Annotated in this window: 19 protein-coding genes; 4 read left to right on the top strand and 15 right to left on the bottom strand. The window is 64.1% G+C overall.

Annotated elements, in window-relative coordinates:
• Positions 1–11: 11 nt before the first annotated feature.
• The gene (locus LT988_RS22320) at positions 12–1,373 is read right to left on the bottom strand and encodes a glycoside hydrolase family 57 (RefSeq protein ID WP_232407709.1); all 1,362 of its coding nucleotides are present in this window, start codon (positions 1,371–1,373) and stop codon (positions 12–14) included.
• Between the two features lie 241 nt (positions 1,374–1,614).
• Between LT988_RS22320 and LT988_RS22315 the strand changes: the two genes are divergently transcribed.
• From LT988_RS22315 to LT988_RS22300, 4 genes are all read left to right on the top strand, one after another.
• On the top strand, positions 1,615–1,866 hold the full coding sequence (locus LT988_RS22315) for a hypothetical protein (protein WP_232407708.1): 252 nt from the start codon (positions 1,615–1,617) through the stop codon (positions 1,864–1,866).
• On the top strand, positions 1,863–2,597 hold the full coding sequence (locus LT988_RS22310) for an ABC transporter ATP-binding protein (protein WP_232407707.1): 735 nt from the start codon (positions 1,863–1,865) through the stop codon (positions 2,595–2,597). Before LT988_RS22315 ends, LT988_RS22310 begins: the two co-directional genes overlap by 4 nt.
• Positions 2,594–5,116, top strand: a complete 2,523-nt coding sequence (locus tag LT988_RS22305; protein WP_232407706.1) for an FtsX-like permease family protein — start codon at positions 2,594–2,596, stop codon at positions 5,114–5,116. The genes LT988_RS22310 and LT988_RS22305 overlap by 4 nt, the downstream gene beginning before the upstream one ends.
• A gap of 173 nt (positions 5,117–5,289) precedes the next feature.
• Positions 5,290–5,775, top strand: coding sequence for a DUF2934 domain-containing protein (locus LT988_RS22300; protein ID WP_232407705.1), 486 nt, complete (start codon positions 5,290–5,292; stop codon positions 5,773–5,775).
• Between the two features lie 180 nt (positions 5,776–5,955).
• On the opposite strand, the gene LT988_RS22295 is transcribed toward LT988_RS22300, so the two are convergent.
• The 14 genes from LT988_RS22295 to LT988_RS22230 all read right to left on the bottom strand — a co-directional run bounded on the left by LT988_RS22295 (position 5,956) and on the right by LT988_RS22230 (position 17,983).
• Positions 5,956–6,459: a ferritin family protein gene (locus LT988_RS22295; protein WP_232407704.1), complete on the bottom strand. Its 504-nt coding sequence runs from the start codon at positions 6,457–6,459 to the stop codon at positions 5,956–5,958.
• On the bottom strand, positions 6,456–8,300 hold the full coding sequence (locus LT988_RS22290) for an FAD-dependent oxidoreductase (protein ID WP_232407703.1): 1,845 nt from the start codon (positions 8,298–8,300) through the stop codon (positions 6,456–6,458). The genes LT988_RS22295 and LT988_RS22290 overlap by 4 nt, the downstream gene beginning before the upstream one ends.
• Positions 8,300–9,442, bottom strand: coding sequence for an NADH-quinone oxidoreductase subunit D (locus LT988_RS22285; protein WP_232407702.1), 1,143 nt, complete (start codon positions 9,440–9,442; stop codon positions 8,300–8,302). The genes LT988_RS22290 and LT988_RS22285 overlap by 1 nt, the downstream gene beginning before the upstream one ends.
• Complete coding sequence (locus tag LT988_RS22280; protein ID WP_232407701.1) at positions 9,432–10,010, bottom strand: NADH-quinone oxidoreductase subunit C; 579 nt, start codon at positions 10,008–10,010, stop codon at positions 9,432–9,434. Before LT988_RS22280 ends, LT988_RS22285 begins: the two co-directional genes overlap by 11 nt.
• Positions 10,011–10,120: 110 nt before the next feature.
• Positions 10,121–10,855: an NADH-quinone oxidoreductase subunit B gene (locus LT988_RS22275; protein ID WP_232407700.1), complete on the bottom strand. Its 735-nt coding sequence runs from the start codon at positions 10,853–10,855 to the stop codon at positions 10,121–10,123.
• A gap of 169 nt (positions 10,856–11,024) precedes the next feature.
• The gene (locus LT988_RS22270) at positions 11,025–11,906 is read right to left on the bottom strand and encodes a respiratory chain complex I subunit 1 family protein (protein WP_232407699.1); all 882 of its coding nucleotides are present in this window, start codon (positions 11,904–11,906) and stop codon (positions 11,025–11,027) included.
• A 49-nt stretch (positions 11,907–11,955) separates the two neighbouring features.
• Positions 11,956–13,824, bottom strand: a complete 1,869-nt coding sequence (locus LT988_RS22265) for a proton-conducting transporter transmembrane domain-containing protein (protein WP_232407698.1) — start codon at positions 13,822–13,824, stop codon at positions 11,956–11,958.
• The gene (locus LT988_RS22260) at positions 13,821–15,377 is read right to left on the bottom strand and encodes a complex I subunit 5 family protein (protein ID WP_232407697.1); all 1,557 of its coding nucleotides are present in this window, start codon (positions 15,375–15,377) and stop codon (positions 13,821–13,823) included. Before LT988_RS22260 ends, LT988_RS22265 begins: the two co-directional genes overlap by 4 nt.
• Complete coding sequence (locus tag LT988_RS22255) at positions 15,374–15,898, bottom strand: sodium:proton antiporter (protein WP_232407696.1); 525 nt, start codon at positions 15,896–15,898, stop codon at positions 15,374–15,376. The genes LT988_RS22260 and LT988_RS22255 overlap by 4 nt, the downstream gene beginning before the upstream one ends.
• Entirely contained in the window at positions 15,895–16,584 is a 690-nt protein-coding gene (gene mbhE, locus LT988_RS22250; protein WP_232407695.1) for a hydrogen gas-evolving membrane-bound hydrogenase subunit E, read from the bottom strand. Before mbhE ends, LT988_RS22255 begins: the two co-directional genes overlap by 4 nt.
• Positions 16,577–16,849, bottom strand: a complete 273-nt coding sequence (locus LT988_RS22245; protein WP_232407694.1) for a Na(+)/H(+) antiporter subunit B — start codon at positions 16,847–16,849, stop codon at positions 16,577–16,579. Before LT988_RS22245 ends, mbhE begins: the two co-directional genes overlap by 8 nt.
• Positions 16,849–17,199: a monovalent cation/H(+) antiporter subunit G gene (gene mnhG / locus LT988_RS22240; RefSeq protein WP_232407693.1), complete on the bottom strand. Its 351-nt coding sequence runs from the start codon at positions 17,197–17,199 to the stop codon at positions 16,849–16,851. Before mnhG ends, LT988_RS22245 begins: the two co-directional genes overlap by 1 nt.
• Entirely contained in the window at positions 17,196–17,462 is a 267-nt protein-coding gene (locus tag LT988_RS22235; protein ID WP_232407692.1) for a monovalent cation/H+ antiporter complex subunit F, read from the bottom strand. Before LT988_RS22235 ends, mnhG begins: the two co-directional genes overlap by 4 nt.
• A complete protein-coding gene (locus LT988_RS22230; RefSeq protein WP_232407691.1) occupies positions 17,459–17,983 on the bottom strand; it encodes a Na+/H+ antiporter subunit E in 525 nt (174 codons plus the stop codon). Before LT988_RS22230 ends, LT988_RS22235 begins: the two co-directional genes overlap by 4 nt.
• Positions 17,984–18,252 lie beyond the last annotated feature (269 nt).

The raw sequence follows: 18,252 nt of genomic DNA, 5'->3' as shown, positions 1-18,252 counted from the left end.
GCCGGGGTGGATCAAGAGGATTTTGGTGCCGGTGTTTCGGAGACGGCCGGCCCATCGGGTGCATGGGTCGGAGGGGTGTCGGCGGCCGGTTCGGCGGGAATGTTCGTTGTGAGCGCATCGGGTGCCGGGGTCAAGTCGGACAAGGGCTCTGACCCGGGCTCAGGTGCGGGTGCATCCATATTCGCATCCGTAGGCTCCGGGCGGATCCCGATACGCTCGAGCGCGGCCCGACTGGCCTCGAGATCCGCCTCGGCCCGCGGCACCCAGGCCTCGCCCCAGTAAAGATGGCAACTGGTCTCGGCGCGCAGCAGACGCCACATCGCCTCCTCGATCGCTTCGGCCTCGGGACCTTCGCGGACGCCCCGCTCGGTGGCGTACCAACGTGCATCATGGACCATCCGGCTGGCCTTGGCGAAGGCCTCGATCGCCTCCTTCTGGCGATCCGAGCCGGTCCATTGGGTGAAGTCGCGGCCATGGTGCCACCCGGTGTTCCAGGCACCGGTGCGCACGCGCACCTCGCCGTGGGCCCCGTAGGTATCCAGATAGCGGCTGATGAAGGTGGGTGCGATCGCGGCCTCGCCGGCGGCGACGCGCTCGAGCAGCGGCAGATAGAAGGCACTCCAGAAGTTGGCCCCTTCGGTCACATTGCGAAACCAACCCCCGTTCTCGCCGTCGGTACAGGTGGTCACCAGGGGGGTAAAGTCGCACCACTTGGTCCGCTCGGCGACCTCGGCGAGAAACCAATCCAGCTCCATCCCGGATTCCTGGGCATCGGAGAGATCGCGATCGCGCACGATGACCGTGATCGCCTCGCCGCCGAAACGCGCGATATGCGGACGATAGCGAAGCTCCTGCCAGCTCATCGGCGAGATCGGCTCCACGTGCTCGCTGTCGACCATGACGTACCGATAGCCGAAAGCGCGCAGCAGCGGAATCAACTCCATCGAGAAGCCCATCTCGGGCGGCCAGAAACCTTGGAAGCGCGGGCGCCAGAGCAGGTGATGTGCGATGCCGAGCCAGCGGCGCAGCTGCTCCTCGCGGTCCGCCTCGGGGATCAGGGGCAGCACCGGGTGGTAGTAACCCGTGCCCAAGACCTCGAACAGCGTCTCGTTCTGGAAGTGCCACAGGAGCGACCCGCAATCCACGGTGCCGTAGACACGCTTTTGGAACTCGGGATTCGACAGGGTCTCGAGCAGGGTGCCGGAAAGGGAGACATGGACGCGTGCCAGATCTTCGTGGCCCCATAGACTGCGCGGGATACGATCCAGGGCGAACAGGATCTCCTTCGCCTCCCAGCTCTGGTTGTCGAGGAGCTCCTCGAGATTGCCGGCGGGCTGATGCAGGTTCAGAACGAGCGCGTGCTGGGCGATCACGGTACGACTCCGAGATGGCATGAGGGGGACGGCATTCGTAGACGGCCGGAGGAGCAACGGTTCGAAGGTGCCGAGGATAACAGAAGCGCGACCAACGCCCAAAAGGCCGACGCCTCCCTTCGATTCGCACTTGCGCCCGCCGAGCGGACGCACCACTTCTGTCCAAGTGGCGGACGTTTCGCCCGCCGAGCGAGTGTCCCGCACGCACCCGCCGATCCAAGCCTCCGAGACCGTATACCTCATGCCCAATATTCTCATCGACCCCGAGTCGACCTCGCTGGACCACAGGTTCGCGATCATCAAGACGAAACGCACCGACCGTGCTCGCTACCCGGAGGGTTGCGTGACGGTGGTCGACGACGAAGCGACGGCGCTTGCCGGGGCTCGCGCGGGGGCGCACGCAGAGCGCGGACTCCATGCGGCGATCGTCTACGGGCCGTCGAGCTCATCGGAGGGCCAGCGCGTCTATTATCTGGTGCGTTGGCTCGCATGAAGGCGCCGGCTTTTGATCCACCGTCCGCCGATCGGCCGGTGCTGCGCATCCGGGACCTGCACAAGTTTTACCGCGAGGGCGGGGGAACAACCGAGCACCGGGTCTTGGAAGGGATCAACTTCGACGTGGGCCGCGGGGAGTGCGTCGCGCTGCTGGGGCGCAGCGGGTCGGGCAAGTCGACCCTGCTCAACCTCCTTGCCGGGATTGATCGGCCCGATCAAGGGCGCGTCGAGGTCATGGGGCATCACCTGTCGACCCTCGGCGAGCCCGGCCTGACGCTCCTGCGAAGGCGCCAAGTCGGATTCATCTATCAATTCTTCAATCTGATCCCGACCCTCACGGTCGCCGAGAATCTCGCCTTGCCGCTCGAGCTGAACGGCACCTCGCTCGCCCGGGGCATGCCGCGGATCACCGAGATGTTGGAGCGCCTCGGACTCGACGGTCGCGCCCGTGCATTTCCGGACCAACTCTCCGGCGGCGAGCAGCAGCGCGTCGCCATCGGTCGTGCACTGATCCATTCCCCTGCCTTGGTCCTGGCCGACGAGCCGACCGGCAACCTGGACGTGGAGACCGGCGAGCAGATCCTCGCGCTCCTCGCCGAGCTGTTCGCGGATCGGCGCCGGACCCTCATCCTGGTGACGCACAGCCTGGCGGTCTCGCGCATCGCCGACCGGGTGCTCACGCTCGACAAGGGTCAGCTGGTCGACTCGGCGCGAGATCTCGCCTGGTGATTCCGGTCCTCGTCCGCGCCAGCCTGCGCTATCTGGCCCGCCACCGCTGGCAGTCCGGTCTTTCGGTCCTCGGCATCGCACTCGGCGTGGCAGTCGTGATCGCCGTGGACATCGCCAACGAGAGCGCGAGGCGGGCCTTCGACCTCTCGATCGAGCGGGTCGCCGGACGTGCGACCCACCGCATCGAATCCGCCTCTGGCGGCATCCCGGATGCGGTCTATGCAGACCTGCGCCGCCACGGCGGGCTTGCAGCGATCGATGCCTCGCCGATCATCGAGGCGCCGGTGCGGATCGCCGACGCGACCTTCACGCTGATCGGGCTCGATCTGCTGGCCTTTTCGTCCGTCCGAGGCACCGGCCTCTCGGTCGAAGGTCCATCGCTGAAACGAATCCTGACACAGCCCGATACCCTTCTGCTGAGCGCGAGCGACGCCCGGCGACTCGGTGTCGTTCCGGGCGACACCTTGCCGCTGCGGATCGGGGCCCGCGAGCTCTCGGCCGAGCTGGTCGGCATCCTGACCTCGAATCAGACCAGCGGTTTCGAGGGTCTGGCGATCGCAGACATCGCAACCGCACAAGAGATCACAGAGCGCGTCGGCACCATCGACCGGATCGATCTGGTCATCACGCCCGAAGAGGCGTCTGCTCTGGCCGAAGCGCTTCCGCCCGGTCTGCGGCTGGTCGCATCCGAGCAACGCAGCGAGACCCTGCGTCAGATGACACGGGCCTTCCATACCAATCTGACCGCCATGAGCCTGCTCGCCATGCTGGTCGGCGGATTCATCATCTACAACACCATGACATTCGCCGTGTTGCAGCGGCGCAGCCTGCTGGGTTCGCTGCGGACACTCGGCTGCACGCGCGCACAGCTATTCACCTTGGTCCTGTCCGAGGCCCTGTTCTTCGCACTCGTCGGCGCTCTACTCGGCCTGACCTTGGGTGTCCTGACCGGCTGGGGTTTGGTGCAGCTGGTCACACGCACCATCAACGACATCTACTTCGCACTGACCGTGCGCGAGCTCTTCGTCACACCGCTGTCGGTCGTAAAAGGCATGACCGCCGGACTTCTGATTACCTTGGTCGCCGCGCTCGGACCTGCAATCGAGGCCGCGCGGGCTCAGCCGCGTGACGTGCTGCGTGCCAATAGCCTGGAGCGCCGAGGACAGCGCTGGGTGCTCTGGCTGGGAGCGTTCGGTCTGACCCTGATGGTCGTCGGATGGGGTGCAGCACAGATCCCGAGTCGCTCGATCGGTCTCGGCTTCTTAGCCATTCTGATCCTGATTCTCGGCTTCAGCCTTTGTGTCCCCGCCGTGCTCCGCGCGATTGCACTCGGATTGGCGCGCATTGTCGGTCCGATCGGCGGTATCCCCGCCGTGCTCGCGGCGCGCGGTGTGGCTGCATCCATCACCCGTACAGGCATCGCCGCAGCCGCACTGACCGTCGCCATCTCCTCGACCCTCGGAGTCGGCGTCATGATCGACAGCTTTCGCAGCAGTCTGATCGTCTGGCTCGACACGACCCTGCAAAGTGACATCTATGTCTCTGCGCCCTCCGAGACAGGGAATCGCGCCGATGGCGTCCTGCCCTCCGGGCTTGCGGAACGGCTGGCCGGCCTTCCGGGCATCGCCGAGATCAGCATGGGGCGCAGCGTGCGGGTCGAGTCGGAGACCGGCTCGGTGCTGCTGCTCGGGCTGACCTCCTCGTCGGTCAGTCCGAGCGGTTTCAGCTTCGACGGCGGAGAAGCCGCGGATCTCTGGACGCGTTTCGAGACCGGCGAGTTGATCCTCGCCTCGGAGCCCTACGCCTATCATCACGACGTCGGGGTCGGCGACCGGGTTGAACTCTTCACGCAAAGGGGCTGGCAGTCCTTCGAGATCGGCGGCATCTTTCGCGACTACGGCTCGGATGCGGGGATGCTGATCATGTCGGGTGGCCGTTACGCCACGCTCTGGGCCGACGACGCCGTCTCCTCTATCGGCATCATGGTGCACGACAACGCGGATCGAGCCGAGGTCTTCGAGCGGATTCGCGCCCTGACAGAGACGTTCGATGCCCCGGTCCTCGTCAGCCTGAACGAGCAGATCCGCGAGCAATCGCTCGACATCTTCGACCGCACCTTCGCCATAACCCATGTCCTGCGTCTCCTGGCCATCGGTGTGGCATTCATCGGCGTGCTGAGCGCCTTGATGGCGCTCGAGCTGGAGCGGCGTCGCGATTACGCGGTGATGCGCGCGACGGGCATAACCCGGCGCGAGCTGACCCTGTTGATTCTGACCCAAACCTCGATTCTCGGTCTCTCGGCAGGCGTGCTGGCGATTCCCCTCGGACTCGTGATGGCGGACCTCCTCATCGAGGTCGTTAATCTGCGATCCTTCGGCTGGACCATGGAGATGCGGATCCCATCGCTGACACTGATCCAGGATGTCGTGCTCGCTTGGAGCGCCGCCTTGCTGGCGGGCCTCTACCCGGCTTATCGTTCTGCCCGCACGGATCCGGCGCAGGCGTTGAGATCGGAATAAGATGCCCGAAATTCATACCTCTGTTCTTGCCCCGAGAACAAGAATCCCGTGTATCCTTATCGGCGATGACGAGAGGAACCGCCGGTCTTGAATCAACGACGTCCAATGACCGACGGGGTCTTAGTAAAAACCCCGAAGAGACCATACCGGAATCCAAGAGGCGAGCGAGCGACATGGCCGACGACAAAACGATCGTAACCAAAAAGACGGCCCCGAAGGCGGCCGTAGACAGCAAGAACCCAGTCATCAAGAAGACCGTGGCGAAGAAGGCTCCCACAAAAGCCGCTGCCGTCAAACCGGCGGCGAAACCGGCACCGGGCAAGGCCCCCGCGCCCCCCGCAAAGACAGCCACGAAGAAGAAGGCAGCGCCGTCAGCGACACGGACCGCCACGGCGACCCCCGTCGCGAAAAAGACACCCGCCAAGAAGGCACCCGCAAAATCCGGAGTCGCCCGGAACGCACCCGAAAGCAAATCGATCAGCCTGAAGTTACTCGCCAATGTGTCGGACGAGGAGCGGATGCACATGATCCATGAGGCGGCCTACTACCGTGCAGAGAAACGTCGTTTCGCGCCCGGACACGAAGCAGAGGACTGGGTCGAAGCTGAACGCGAGATCGACGACCTGCTCGCCAATGCGAAACGGATTTCCGGACGCTGATTCCGATCCGCGCGCAGCAGCAGAACCGGCGCCGCCCCGTGTGACGGGTTTCCTTCGGAACGGCTCGAGAAAGCCTCAACAAGCGGTCGGTCGGGGTGATGGCGCGCGACTCGGCTCGAGTCACCTAAGATGCCGCGGTTCGCGCTGCGCGCTCCGGACAGGCTTCAATGCGGCGTCGTATCAGACCCCGCCCGAGTGGACGACCTCGTAGTAGACCTTTTCCAGCTCGGCCTTGTGCTTGGTCTCCTCGTCGGCGAGATAGCTGAAGAGATCATGAATCGGTCCGGGTTCGGTGCCCTCCGCCAGCGAGTGATAATGTTCCATGGCAATCTGCTCGCGACCCATCGCATACTGCAGAATCGCCTGATCGTCCGGCTTGGCACCCAAGTCCGGCAACTGAACAGCATCGGAGAATCGGGTGTCGGTCGCCGGGATTCGGACCTCTGCCTTGATCTGCTCGGCGATGTCTTCTCGGCTCGCCAGTCCGTTCAATAGATCGAAATGCTGCTGCTCCTCGGCAGCTAATTCTTCGACCAGCCAACGTATGTTCTTGCCGACCTTGGGGATCAGGTCGGTGTAAAAATCACGCGCGCTCGCCTCGAAGCTGCAGGCGACCTCCAGGATCTCGCGCAGCGAGGTCTTGGACTTGATCTTCTCGTAGCTGCTCACGGCTCCTTCGATCATGCCGCGTCCTCCCGAATCGATAAAACGCTAGTGATGCTCGAGGCCACCCGGTGTCCGTCGGCCACCGCGGAGACGACATCCGGACCCCGCACCATGTCTCCGGCGGCCCAGAGCCAGGGCAGATTGGTCCGGCCCTGATCGTCGATCTTCAATCGGCCGCGGTTCCAGTCGAGGCGCTCCGTCAGCTCCTCGCCGAGTAATTCGACCTCGGCGGCCTGACCGATGGCCTCGACGACCATCTCGCCCTCGTGGATCTGCTCGTCGGCTTCATCATATCTCGGCGCAAACCGCCCCTGCGCGTCGAAGATGGAGAGCACGCGCCAAGTCCGCAAGCCATGGACCTTGTCGACTTCATACTTACGCGGCTTGAAGAGGATCTCCTGCGGGCCACGGGCGGGCAGGATCTCGACGCCCTCCTCTCTGGCCTCTTTGATCTCTTCGGGATCGGCGAGGAAGTGCTCCAGGTCCTCCAAGGCGGTCACCGTGACCTTGACTTGGCCGTAGGTCTGTTTCTGGAGACGTGCAATCGTCCGGGCGACGTCCATCGCCACGTTTCCGCCGCCGATCACGATCGCGGAGGTCGGCACCGAGACCTTGACCTGATCGGCCACGTCGCGCAGCAGGGTCACCGCGCGCTTGACCCGCGGGTGATCGGAGCCCGGAATGCGGGTCGAGCGGCCCATCCAGAGACCGATGGTCAGGATGACGGCGTCATAGTCCTGCTCGAGCTCGGCCATCGTGATGTCTGTTCCGACCTGCGTGCCGTACCGGATCTTCACGCCCAGCGAGGCGATGACGTCGACATCGCGGTCGATGCGATCCTGCGGGAGGCGATAGTCCGGGATCCCGTAGCGCACCATGCCGCCGGCCTTGGGTCGGGCCTCGAAGACGGTGACCTCATGGCCCTCCTTGATCAGGTCGAAGGCAGCGGTGAGTCCCGCCGGACCACCCCCCACCACGGCGACGCGCTTGCCGGAGAGGAACCGCGCCTTGCCCTCGGCGGCGATCGTCTTCACCCGCTCGTGATCCACGGCGTCCATGGCATACCGTTTGAGCCAACGGATGGCGATCGGCGTGCCGCGGTGCCCGACCGAGCACGCATCCTCGCAGCGATGCGTGCAGACGCGGCCGCAGGTGTGGGCGAACGGGTTGGTCCGATAGATCTCGCGGACCGCCTGCTCGAGGTCGCCCTTCCAGATGGCGCGGATGTATTCGGGCGCGTTCATGTGGGTCGGGCAGGCGTCGAAACACATGCCGCACTGCACGCAGCGCGAGGCCTCGATGATCGCCTGGTTCGCGTCGTAGCCGGCGACGATCTCATTGAAGTTGCCGATTCGTTCGGCGGGCGGGAGCTCCTCCATCCGCGCGCGTTCGAGCGCGACCAGGTCGGCATCCTCCGACTTGGCCCAGCCTTTCGGATACGGTGTGCCGTGGATGCCATTGGAATCGGGCAGCACGAAATAGCTGTCCAGCTCGCTGTCGAGACAGGTATGGACATACTCGCGGGACAGCGAGATGGAGCCGGTCGGACAAAGATCCACGCAGAGTGCGCACCAGCAGCAGCGTCCGTAGTCGATGGCCGGACGCAGGTTGCGGATCCCCTTCGCGGGATCCTGCGGCAGATCGGGGATGCTGACCATGGTGATGGCCGCGTTGTCGCAGACCTTCTGACAGGTACTGCAGCCGATGCAGGCCTCCCAGTCGTTGACATGGAAGCCACGATAGTTGGCCGACGCGGCGCGCGGCTCCAGCGGCACGGTCACGGACCTGCGACCGAAAAAGGAGAGACTCTTCAGCGGGTTCAGTATCCCGCCCCTATCCTTGTAGTCGATGTCGCGCATCAGCGATCCACCTCCGGGGGGCAAGCGTCGAGCGAAAACATGGTCTGGGCAACGTCTTCGAGTCGGCAACCGACGGAGAGCTTTTCGAGCACCTGCACCGCATGCATCTGCGAGGGACCGCGCACGTGGGTGCGATAGGGTCGCTCGCTACCGTTCGACACCACGTACCAGGCCAACTCCCCCTTGGATGACTCCACACGGGTATAGACCGAGCCGGCCGGGACGTTCCAGGCCAATGGATTGGGGATCGGACAGCGGATGGGGCCGTCGATGGACCGCAAAGCGGCGATGACCTGACGCGCGATCCGGATGCTCTGCACCAGCTCCTTGCGCCGAACCAAGGTGCGAGCCCAGGCGTCTCCGGCCTCCTCGGTCGGGATGTCGAAATCCAAATCGTCGTAGACGAGGTAGGGATCGTCGCGACGCACGTCGAACTCGAGTCCGGTCGCACGCAGGTTCGGGCCGGTCACGCCCCATTCGAGCGCCTGCTCGCGGCTCATCGTGCCCACCCCTTTCGCCCGGTGCACGAAGACCTGGTTGGTGAACAGCAGATTGTCGTAGTCCGGCAGACGCGAGTCGAGATAATCCAACGTACTCCCGACGCGATCGAGAAAACCGTCCGGGGCGTCGCGCCGCACGCCGCCCGGGATGTTGTAGATATGGTAGACGCGTCCGCCGGTGAGCTCCTCGAAGAGATCCAGGACCAGGTCACGATCGGCGATCCCCCAGAACATGGGGCTGTACATGCCGGTGGTGGCGGCATGTCCGCCGAAGGTGAACAGATGCGCGGCGATGCGCGAGAGCTCGAGCTGGAGCACCCGCAACCATTGAGCACGCTCGGGGATCTCGAGACCGCAGAGCTCCTCGACGGCCAGACAGTAGCTGACCTCCATCGGGACCGGGTCCGGAACACAGATCCGCGGTGTGATGGCGAGGTTCTGGATCCAGAGCCGCCCCTCCATGAGCTTCTCGAATCCGCGGTGCAGATACCCGGCATCGGCCTTGCCTTCCAGTACCCTGTCGCCGTGGAGTCTCAACTTGAAGGCATAGTTGCCCTCGATGCCCGGATGATTGGGGCCGATATTGAGCTCGTATTCGTGGCTCGGCGGCTGGCGTTGAGCCTCGTAGTTCTCAGGACGCATCGACGTCCCTCCGGCTGAAACGCTGCTCGTCGGGACGCACGGCGACGCCGCCGCCCTTGGCCTCGATCTCCGTCAACCAATCCGGTTGGTAGTCTTGAAAATCGAAGTGCGCGTTGACCCACGCCTCCGAGTCGAAGTCCTTACGCATCGGCGGCGGTCCATCCCATTCGGTCAGGATGAATTTACTCATGTCGGGACTGCCCTCGAAGAAGACACCGAACATCTCGTGGATATCGCGCTCGAAGAAGGCTGCGGGGGTGTAGATATCGTAGACGGAGATATAGACGCCGGGATTGCGTGCAATCCGGGTATGCGCCGAGACCAAGGATCCGATCTCGTACGACCATACATGGTAAACCAACTCGAATTCGTTCTCCTCGATCCAGTCCACGCAGCTGATCGCGGAGAGATGGACATAGGAGGCGCGCCCACGGAGCAGCTCCAACAAGGCCGGCAGGGCATCCGGTTGCACATCGACACGAATCCGCCGACTGCTTTTGCGCCGCACCTCGATGCCTTGCAGCTCGCTGAGCAACGTATCCAGCCAGGTCGAGAGGTCTTTAGTCATTCGGGATTCCAATCGATAACATCTATTTGGCCGGGGCTTAGAGAAGACGTAGCGAGCACAGCGAATCCGACCATCAACGCCGCAATGTCAAACCGGGATCGCGGTAGGCGTCAGCGCCGCGCCGTCAACTCCGGAATATCCACCTTCATCTCAAGCGCTTCCAGCGGCTTCTGGTGTTGCTCCAAGAGCGCGGTATGCGTACCCAGCGTATCGGGACCAAAAAGACCGTAATGTCTGGCCTCCGAGATCACGTCGGTGGGGGTCTGCCAGGTCTCGCCGAACAACCGCTGCTGGTGACCGAGGTAGTGATCGTAGTGCCTGTAGTAGTCTTTCCAGGAGTCGGCCTTGCCTTGCCGAATGTTCTCCATCAACTCGCGAAGCCCGGCGATCACGGCCTCGGGACGCGGCATACAGCCCGCGATGTAGATATCCACCGGCATATAGTCGTTGAGCTTCTTCGCCGTCGCATAACTTTGCCAATACATGCCGCCATTGACCGTGCAGGAGCAGATGCCGATCACATACTTCGGCGAGCCCATCTGCTCGTAGGTCAGAATGACGCGCTTGAGCGTCTTGACCGAGACATAGCCGGTCACGAGCAGGATGTCCGCTTGTCGCGGCGAGACCATCGGCTGAATTCCGAGCCGCTCCATGTCGAACCGCGAGGTCATGGCCGGGGGCAGCTCGATTGCACCGCAGCCGGTGCAATAGTGCAGCATGAAGAGCGAGCGAGACTGCGCGAAGCGCACCAACTCGTCGAAGACATTCGCAAGCGGATTCGTTCGCTTCCCGGCCGTGACCGGCAGGGTCTCGCCCGCGCGCGGTGTCTTGATCAGCTCAGTCATAACGGATACCCCATCGGCAATCGAGTCTCGGTCGAACGATCGTCGCCCAACGACACGCCAAGCATACAAAGCCTGTCTTCATCATCTCAAACCGCGTGAGAGCCAATGCGCATCGATGCAATCGACAATCAACCCACTGAAAAACGGTGCATGTCGCATCGGACGCGGTTTAATACATCAGAAAGGCAATGCCCAGTAAGCCGATCATTGCCGGCCATTTCCAAACCAGCCGCACCACATCCTCGGTCCGATACCGCGGGAAGAGAAAAGCGATGCTCATCGGGATGGCGACCACGGCAAAGACTTTGATCAGGAATGTCAGCCAATTCTCCCCTCCCCCAAGGAACAGAAGGGTATAGAGCGCGCCCGCCGCGTAGAGTTGGAAGCACTGCATGATGAAGAGACCGCCGAGGAACTTGCCGCCCATTTCGACCATCGGCCCGGTCGCGATCTCGGCCGGGGCCACATAGATCTCGAAGGGCTGCTTGCCCAGCATGGCCTGCATCGCGAAGAGTCCGGCCAGGGCGAGCAGCGGCATCTCGGCGATGCCCCAAGTCGCGAAGCCGCCGGCCTGCTGAGCGTCGATAATCTGTACGAGACTCGTCGAGCCGTAGAAGAAGGCGACCCCGAAGATGACGATCACCATCGGGATGTCGTAAGCCAGCATCGCGGTCAATGCGCGCGAGATGCCGATGGACCCGTTCGGGTTGGCGCATTGGCCGACTCCGAGCGCGAGGCCGAGCGACGGGATCATCATCATATAGACGAGCGCGATCAAACCGCCCTGCTCCGCCAGGCCGTTCATGCCCGGCAAGGGCATGAGCGTCACCGCGGCCACGAATCCGCCGATCGCCATCACGATGCCGAACTCGTGGATCAGGCCGTGCGAGGTCTGGGTCTCCTTGCCGTGCAGTTTGATGATGTCCCACAGTGGCTGAAGCAGCGGCGGCCCGACGCGCCGCTGCAAACGCGCGCCGATCCTACGCATCATCAGCACCATGGCAAGCCCGATGACGAAGGCCGCCAAGGGCATGAGAATCAGCTCGATCATCAATCCGATCACCTTTACCACCTTCGAGAAACCCGGTTCAAAGCGGCGGTCATGCGGTCGTCAAGGCGAGCAGTGCGACCGCAGTCGCCAACACGAAAAGCGCCGGCTGTGCGTAGCGATAAAGCCCGTTCGTGACCGCCGAGATGAAGGCCACCGTTGCCGTCAACGCCTTCTCCAGCCAGAGGAACGCTCCCCGATACCAGGGACCGATCAAGTGCATAAGTCCGGCATAGAAGTTGTCGCTGTATTGGTAGCGCACATCCGCGGTCAGGAAGTGGCCACCGGCATAGTTGTCAAGCTGATGGACCCGCTTGGACTTGCCGCCGAGTCCAAAGAAGATCAACGCACCGACACCGAAGCCGGCCATGAGGATGCCGACCAGCCAGAGCATGTCGAGACCGCCGCGCGGATCTTCGATCCCGCCCAAGGTATAGGGCACCGGCGGCAGCCCGAGCGAGGTCTGAACCGCCGCGACCCAGCTTAGCGCGGGTCCGGGCATCAGCCCGACCAGAAAGATCAGAGTCGAGAGACCCAGCATCGGCAGTAGCATGCTCAGCGGCGCCTCGCGCACCTGCTCATGCTCGATGCGCAGTTGGCCGAGGAAGATGTTGTGGATGAGCTTATAGACCGACAGGATGGTGCCGAGCGTTCCGACCACGGCGGCGACGAACAGGAGCGGCATGCCCTCCGCGACGAGCGAGCGATAGACCATCCACTTGGAGACGAAGCCGGCCATCGGCGGCAGCCCGGCCAGGCTGATGATGCCGAACAAGAGCACCAGAAAGGTCAGCGGCATGCGTGCGACGAGGCCGCCCAGCTTATTGAGGTCCGCTGTGCCCGTGCGGTAAACCACCGCGAAGACCGCCATCAGCAAGGCCGCCTGGGTGATGCCGTAGGTGAAGACATGAAACAGGCCGCCCGCGGAGCCGACGGCATTGCCGACCATCAGACCCAGCAGCATGTAGCCGCCCTGTCCGATGCCGTGCCAGGCCAGTAGATAACGGGCGTCGTGCTGCTGCAGTGCGATATAGGTCGGAATGATCACCGTCAGAGCGGCGATCCAGGCGATCAGGTCGCGCGCGCTCAGAAAGGTGAAAGGGACTTCCATCGCCGTCAATCGCCCGATGCCGACCATGGCGACGAGGAGCAGGATGAGGGCATAGAGACCCATGCGCGCCGAGATGGCCCCGAGAAAGCTCGATCCCGGACCGGGCGTCTCGGCATAGGCTGCGGCCTGCCAGAGATGAAAAGGCAACAGCCCCATCTTGACCGCAAAGCCGCCGCCGATCAGCAGAAGCAGTGTCCAAACCCGGGCGTCGGACAGCTCGCCGAATAGGGTCAGAACGCGCGTGTACTCCAAAGAGCCGGTCTGGGTATAGATCAGCATCAGACCGGCCAGGATCGCCATCCCTCCGGAGAAGGCGTAGACCAGATAGCGCAAGGCAGCCCGTCCGGCCGGACCGCCGCCGACGGCCATCAGCAGAAAGCTCGCCCAGCTCACCAACTCCCAGCCAATAAAGAGCGAGAGAAGGTCTCCGCTGCCCAGAAGGATCAACATGGTCAAGACATTCGCCGCGAGCGCGACATGGAAGAGTCGCGGACTGTGTCCCTGTTCGCGATAGCGCTCCTGCCACACCCCGGCGGCATACCAGGCACAAAAGAATCCTGCCCCGATGGTGATCATGGCGAAGAACCACGAGAGCGCGTCGTAGCGCCAATGCATCGGAAGATCCAGGACCGAGACCGTCAGCGAGGAGGCGACCGGCTCGCCGAGGAGTGCCCCGGTCTGCATGAGCAGCAGGAATTGGACACCGTAGAGGGCGACCGCAAGCCGTCCGGCGATCCGCGTCCGTCCGAACAGCAGCATCAGAGCGAGTGTCAGCGCCGAGACCAGCAAGAGGTGATCGAGTGACGTCATGGTCGATCCTTTCCGGCGACGTGAGACGGGAAAACGGTCTCGATATAGCCCGCACGGTCGCCGAGTTGCGCAGCGCCCGCACCGAGGACATCGGCAACCGGCCGAAGACCCAGGGTCGCGGCGACCAGAACGGCTCCGAGCAGCGCGGCCACCCCGAGATCCCGGCGGGCATGCGGGGCGACCGGATCCGGATTGTCTTGATAGAGCCGGATCGCGACCCGGAAGAGATAGCTCGCTTCCACTGCGGTCACCAGCAGGATCACCATCAGCGCGGTCATGTCGAGCGGCGTTCCTCGCTCGGCCAGACCGATCAGGACCGTCAGCTTGGCCCAGAACCCAGGCAGCGGCGGAACCCCGACCAGCGACAGGGCAAACAAGACAAACAGGGCCGCCCCCAGCGGCGAGGTGCGCGCGGCACCGGAAAGTGCCTCCAACGAGCCATTCCAGCGCACCGCCAGCCCGAACAAGGCGGATTTGACGATCAGGTGGTGCAGCGCGACGGCAAGCCCGGCCAAGAGTCCGATCTCGCCGCCGATCGAGAAGGCAACAAAGACGATGCCGAGCTGGCCGATCGATGAGAAGGCCAGCATCCGCGGGAAGTCCTTGGCGCGCCAAGCGGCAAACTCGCCGGTCAGGACCCCGAGCACACCCAGCACGAGCAGCATCTGAGCGGCCTCGGGCTGCGGGAAGATCAACACCAGCAGACGAACGATCACCAGCACCGCGAGCTTCGACACCAAGCCGGCCAGCAAGGCGGACACGCGCGCCGGCGCGCCGGCGTAGACCTCAGGCACCCACGTGTTGACCGGAAAGAGCTCCGCCTTGACGCCGAAGCCGATCAGCATGAGCGCGAAGGCCGCCGAACCGATCGGATTGTTCAGGGTCTCGGGCGCCAGCTGCGCGATTTGGCCGAGGTTCAAGGTGCCCGTCTGCATGTAGAGAATCGCAATGCCGACGAGTGCAAGCACAGACCCGAAGGCACTGATCATCAGGTAACGGAAGGTCGCGACCTGCGCACGGCCGGTGCCGGACAGCGCCACCAGACCGAAGGAGGCCACGGCGGCAAGCTCGTAGAAGACATAGAGGTTGAAGAGATCGCCGGACAGGGCAAGTCCGGTGGTCGCCGCCACCAGCAGGAGCACCAGTGCATCGCGACGCGCGGCCTGATCGCGGTCGGCCTGATTGGAATCAGGGCCCGATCCGGCGACCGCGTCTCCCCCTGATCCCGATCCAGGCCAAAACAGGAGCGCAAAGACAGGCACGGCGAGCGCGAAGAGCAATGCGATCCCGTCGGCATAAAAGAGGATCCCGAGCGGCGGGGCGAAGCCGCCGATCGCCAGCGTAAAGGGCGCATCACCGAGCTGGATCCAAAGCTGCGCCGTGATCCAAGCGGAGAGGATGAGGACCAACGGGCCCAGTCCACGCGCCAGAGCGGTAGACACGCGCGCCAGCGGCTGCATCAGAAAGGCGGCCAAGAGCGGCAGGACTACCGGCAGGACCAGTTGCCCGGGCTGCGCGACAAAGAGATTCGGGAGTGCGATATCCGGGATCATGGGCGCCGCTCGTCGGAGTGGGGCGGGAAAGTGACCGGACCGCGTCTTCCGAATCCCCCCGCCCCTCCCGAGGCACGCGCCGGAACCGGCGGCAAGGGACGCTCGCCCGCGGGCGCATCCTGACTCGCATCGGCCTCGACGCCGGCGGCGGTCGCGACATCGGCGTCCATGCGGTCGCGCAGCTCGCGCACGTTCAGCGTGCCGTAGACACGATACACCTTGAGCAGAAGAGCGACCGCCAACGCCTGCACGCCGACGCCGATGACGATCGCGGTCAGTACCAAGACCTGCGGAATGGGGTCGACCATGGGCGTCGTCGGATCACTGAAGCCAAGGATGGGCGCGCTCGCGCCGACCCGGTAACCCGAAAGCACGATCAGCAGATTCGCGCCGGACTCGGCAATAACCAGTGCCAACAGCATCCGAAAGAGGTGATTCGAGATGGCCATGCCCAGAGCGCCGATCACGATCAGCCCGAGCGCGCCGATCAAGACCACGCCCTCCAAGGTCAGGGACATCATGTGTCGGGCGCCTCCGCGTCGGCGATGTGTGCCATGATCCCGGCCAGCTCCGCGCCGACCTTCAGCCCGATGGCCAGAGACAGCAGCGGCAGGGTCCCGGCGGACACCAGGTCGCCCATCCGCCCTGGACCGAGCAAGGGCGCAAGAAAGTCACCGTCCGCGACCAAGGCCCAGATCCCGATGAGGATGAAGGCGGCCCCGGCCAGACCTTCGATCCAAAGGATCAGGCCATGACTGAGATGGCGCGCCGGTTGCGCGAGGAGAGCGACGAAGAAGGCCGCAGCCAGGATGACACCGCCCTGAAAACCGCCGCCCGGCGTGAGATGCCCGTGGGCAATCACATAGAATCCGACGACGACCAACAAGGGGAACAGCAGATCGGCGCCGGTGCGCAAGACTTCTCCACCGGGCGGATCGCGACGCGCGTCGTCACGGCGGCGCCCGAGCACGACCCCCGCAGCCGTAGCCGCAGCAAAGAGGATCGCCAGCTCGCCGAGCGTATCGAACCCGCGGTAGCCCAACAGTATCGCGGTCACTAGGTTCGCGGCACCGACCTCGCCGGGCGCCACCGCCAGGATCTCCGCACCGACCCGCATCGGCGGCGTCCCGAAGGCGAGCTGAGACAGAAGCGTCAGGAGCAGAAAGGCTAAACCGCCGGCGAAGAGAAGCGAGGCCAGGTTACGCATCCCCGCCCCCTTGGCCGTTATCCTCGACTCGCCAGAGGCCCAGGCGACGCAGCGCAAGCGCAAGGATGACCCCGCTCAGCCCCGCCCCGACCGCCGCTTCGGTCATGGCGACATCCGGGGCCCGCATCAGCACGAAAAGCACCGTCAAACCCAACCCGACGACCGCCGTCGCCGCCACGGCCGCGACGAAGCTTCGCAAGAGCAAGACGGCAAGCGCCGAGACCAACATCAGCACGACCACCACCAAGGCGACCCAGGTTGTCATCAGCGACCCTCCGCGGGCTTGGCGGCCTGTGGCGACATCGGGGCCTGCCCGGACGCCTCGGGCGTGGGCGCCCGCCACGGCGTGATCCCCGACAGATGGATTGCACGCGCGATCGTCGAGGACGACACAGGACTCGTAAAGAGAATAAACCCGAGAATGCAGAGCAACTTGGCCCACCACTGCGGGAAGAGCAACGCGGCACCGATCAGGAAGGCGAGAGCCCCCAGGGTCACCGCCTTGGTGCCGGCCTGGATCCGCGTGTAGACATCTGGCATCCGCACCAAGCCCAAGGCGCCGAGACAGGCGAAGGCGGCCCCGATCAACAGAAAGACATCGGCGAGCAGCCTCACGAGCGCCCTCCCTCGATCGCCCGGGCGATCGCGACCACACCGACGAAGGCCAAGACACCGAAGACGAGGGCCACGTCCAGATAGAGAGGATTTGCGAACAGGAGCGCCAAGCCGACGATCGCGATGGTCGTGATCACCGTCAAGGTATCCGCCGCGACCACGCGATCCGGTGCCGACGGCCCCGTGACGAGGCGCAGCAACGCAATCAGGAGCGCCGCTCCGAGCATTACGGCGGCTAAGATCTCCAAGGTATTGAGCGTCATTTGAGGAACCCGCGGATATGGCGCTCGAAGGCATCCGAGATGGCGGCGGTCGCCCGGTCGAGATCGGTTCCGGGCGGGCAATCCACCCAGTGGACCAAGATCCGGTCCCCGCGGATATCGACGGCGAGCGTGCCTGGCGTCAGCGTGATGCTGTTGGCCAACAACATCCGCCCGAGCGAAGAGCGCAGTGCGGTCCGGACCTCGATTAAAGCGGGACGCAGCGGCAACGACGGCGACAGTACGCGGCGCGCCATGTCCACATTGGCCGCCACCAGCGCAACGAGGAAGGTCAGCAGATAGCGCAGAAGGTGCCAAGGCGCCAAAGGCGAAAGCCGAACCCCGCTCAAGACGGCCAGGCGCGGTCCGGCGATGGAGGTCACGAGGATGCCGACAGCCAGTGCCGCGATCAGCTCTGCCGTCGCCAGGCTGCCTGCCAGCAAAAGCCAAAGCAGGGCGAGCACGAGAACCGAGAAGAGGTAGTGACCGATCGACGGCCGAGGATCGACGGGGGTGTCATCCATTCGTAAGCCTCAAGACGACTGGGCTGATGGTGTGGAAGCACGCAGCCGGGGATTGCGATCGGCCCCGAGCAGACGGATCGAAAAGCATCGCACGCCGGAGTCTACGCTGAATCGCTCGGCCGCGCCTACCCCCACCGACACCGATAGACTCCCGATAGTCTCCTGAAAGCCCACACAAAAAATTTCGAAAGGCCATGAGCTGGCCAGGGACAAGGGCGCGTATTACACTTTGGTGACTACTCACTGACGTTTTCATTTTCGTCCTCGAT

Source organism: Thiocapsa bogorovii (assembly GCF_021228795.1).
Classification (GTDB): domain Bacteria; phylum Pseudomonadota; class Gammaproteobacteria; order Chromatiales; family Chromatiaceae; genus Thiocapsa; species Thiocapsa bogorovii.
Note: the sequence above shows the minus strand (reverse complement) of the source record. Positions and strands in the feature narration are given on the sequence as shown.

Bases quoted from the DNA above. Each gene is read 5' to 3' on its own strand.
- LT988_RS22230 (WP_232407691.1), bottom strand. From the start codon at position 17,983: ATGGATGACACCCCCGTCGATCCTCGGCCGTCGATCGGTCACTACCTC.
- LT988_RS22265 (WP_232407698.1), bottom strand. From the start codon at position 13,824: ATGACGTCACTCGATCACCTCTTGCTGGTCTCGGCGCTGACACTCGCT.
- LT988_RS22315 (WP_232407708.1), top strand. From the start codon at position 1,615: ATGCCCAATATTCTCATCGACCCCGAGTCGACCTCGCTGGACCACAGG.
- LT988_RS22310 (WP_232407707.1), top strand. From the start codon at position 1,863: ATGAAGGCGCCGGCTTTTGATCCACCGTCCGCCGATCGGCCGGTGCTG.
- LT988_RS22270 (WP_232407699.1), bottom strand. From the start codon at position 11,906: ATGATCGAGCTGATTCTCATGCCCTTGGCGGCCTTCGTCATCGGGCTT.
- LT988_RS22245 (WP_232407694.1), bottom strand. From the start codon at position 16,849: ATGACAACCTGGGTCGCCTTGGTGGTGGTCGTGCTGATGTTGGTCTCG.
- LT988_RS22290 (WP_232407703.1), bottom strand. From the start codon at position 8,300: ATGCGCGACATCGACTACAAGGATAGGGGCGGGATACTGAACCCGCTG.
- mbhE (WP_232407695.1), bottom strand. From the start codon at position 16,584: ATGCGTAACCTGGCCTCGCTTCTCTTCGCCGGCGGTTTAGCCTTTCTG.
- LT988_RS22260 (WP_232407697.1), bottom strand. From the start codon at position 15,377: ATGATCCCGGATATCGCACTCCCGAATCTCTTTGTCGCGCAGCCCGGG.
- LT988_RS22280 (WP_232407701.1), bottom strand. From the start codon at position 10,010: ATGACTAAAGACCTCTCGACCTGGCTGGATACGTTGCTCAGCGAGCTG.
- LT988_RS22295 (WP_232407704.1), bottom strand. From the start codon at position 6,459: ATGATCGAAGGAGCCGTGAGCAGCTACGAGAAGATCAAGTCCAAGACC.
- LT988_RS22255 (WP_232407696.1), bottom strand. From the start codon at position 15,898: ATGATGTCCCTGACCTTGGAGGGCGTGGTCTTGATCGGCGCGCTCGGG.
- LT988_RS22300 (WP_232407705.1), top strand. From the start codon at position 5,290: ATGGCCGACGACAAAACGATCGTAACCAAAAAGACGGCCCCGAAGGCG.
- LT988_RS22275 (WP_232407700.1), bottom strand. From the start codon at position 10,855: ATGACTGAGCTGATCAAGACACCGCGCGCGGGCGAGACCCTGCCGGTC.
- LT988_RS22285 (WP_232407702.1), bottom strand. From the start codon at position 9,442: ATGCGTCCTGAGAACTACGAGGCTCAACGCCAGCCGCCGAGCCACGAA.
- LT988_RS22235 (WP_232407692.1), bottom strand. From the start codon at position 17,462: ATGACGCTCAATACCTTGGAGATCTTAGCCGCCGTAATGCTCGGAGCG.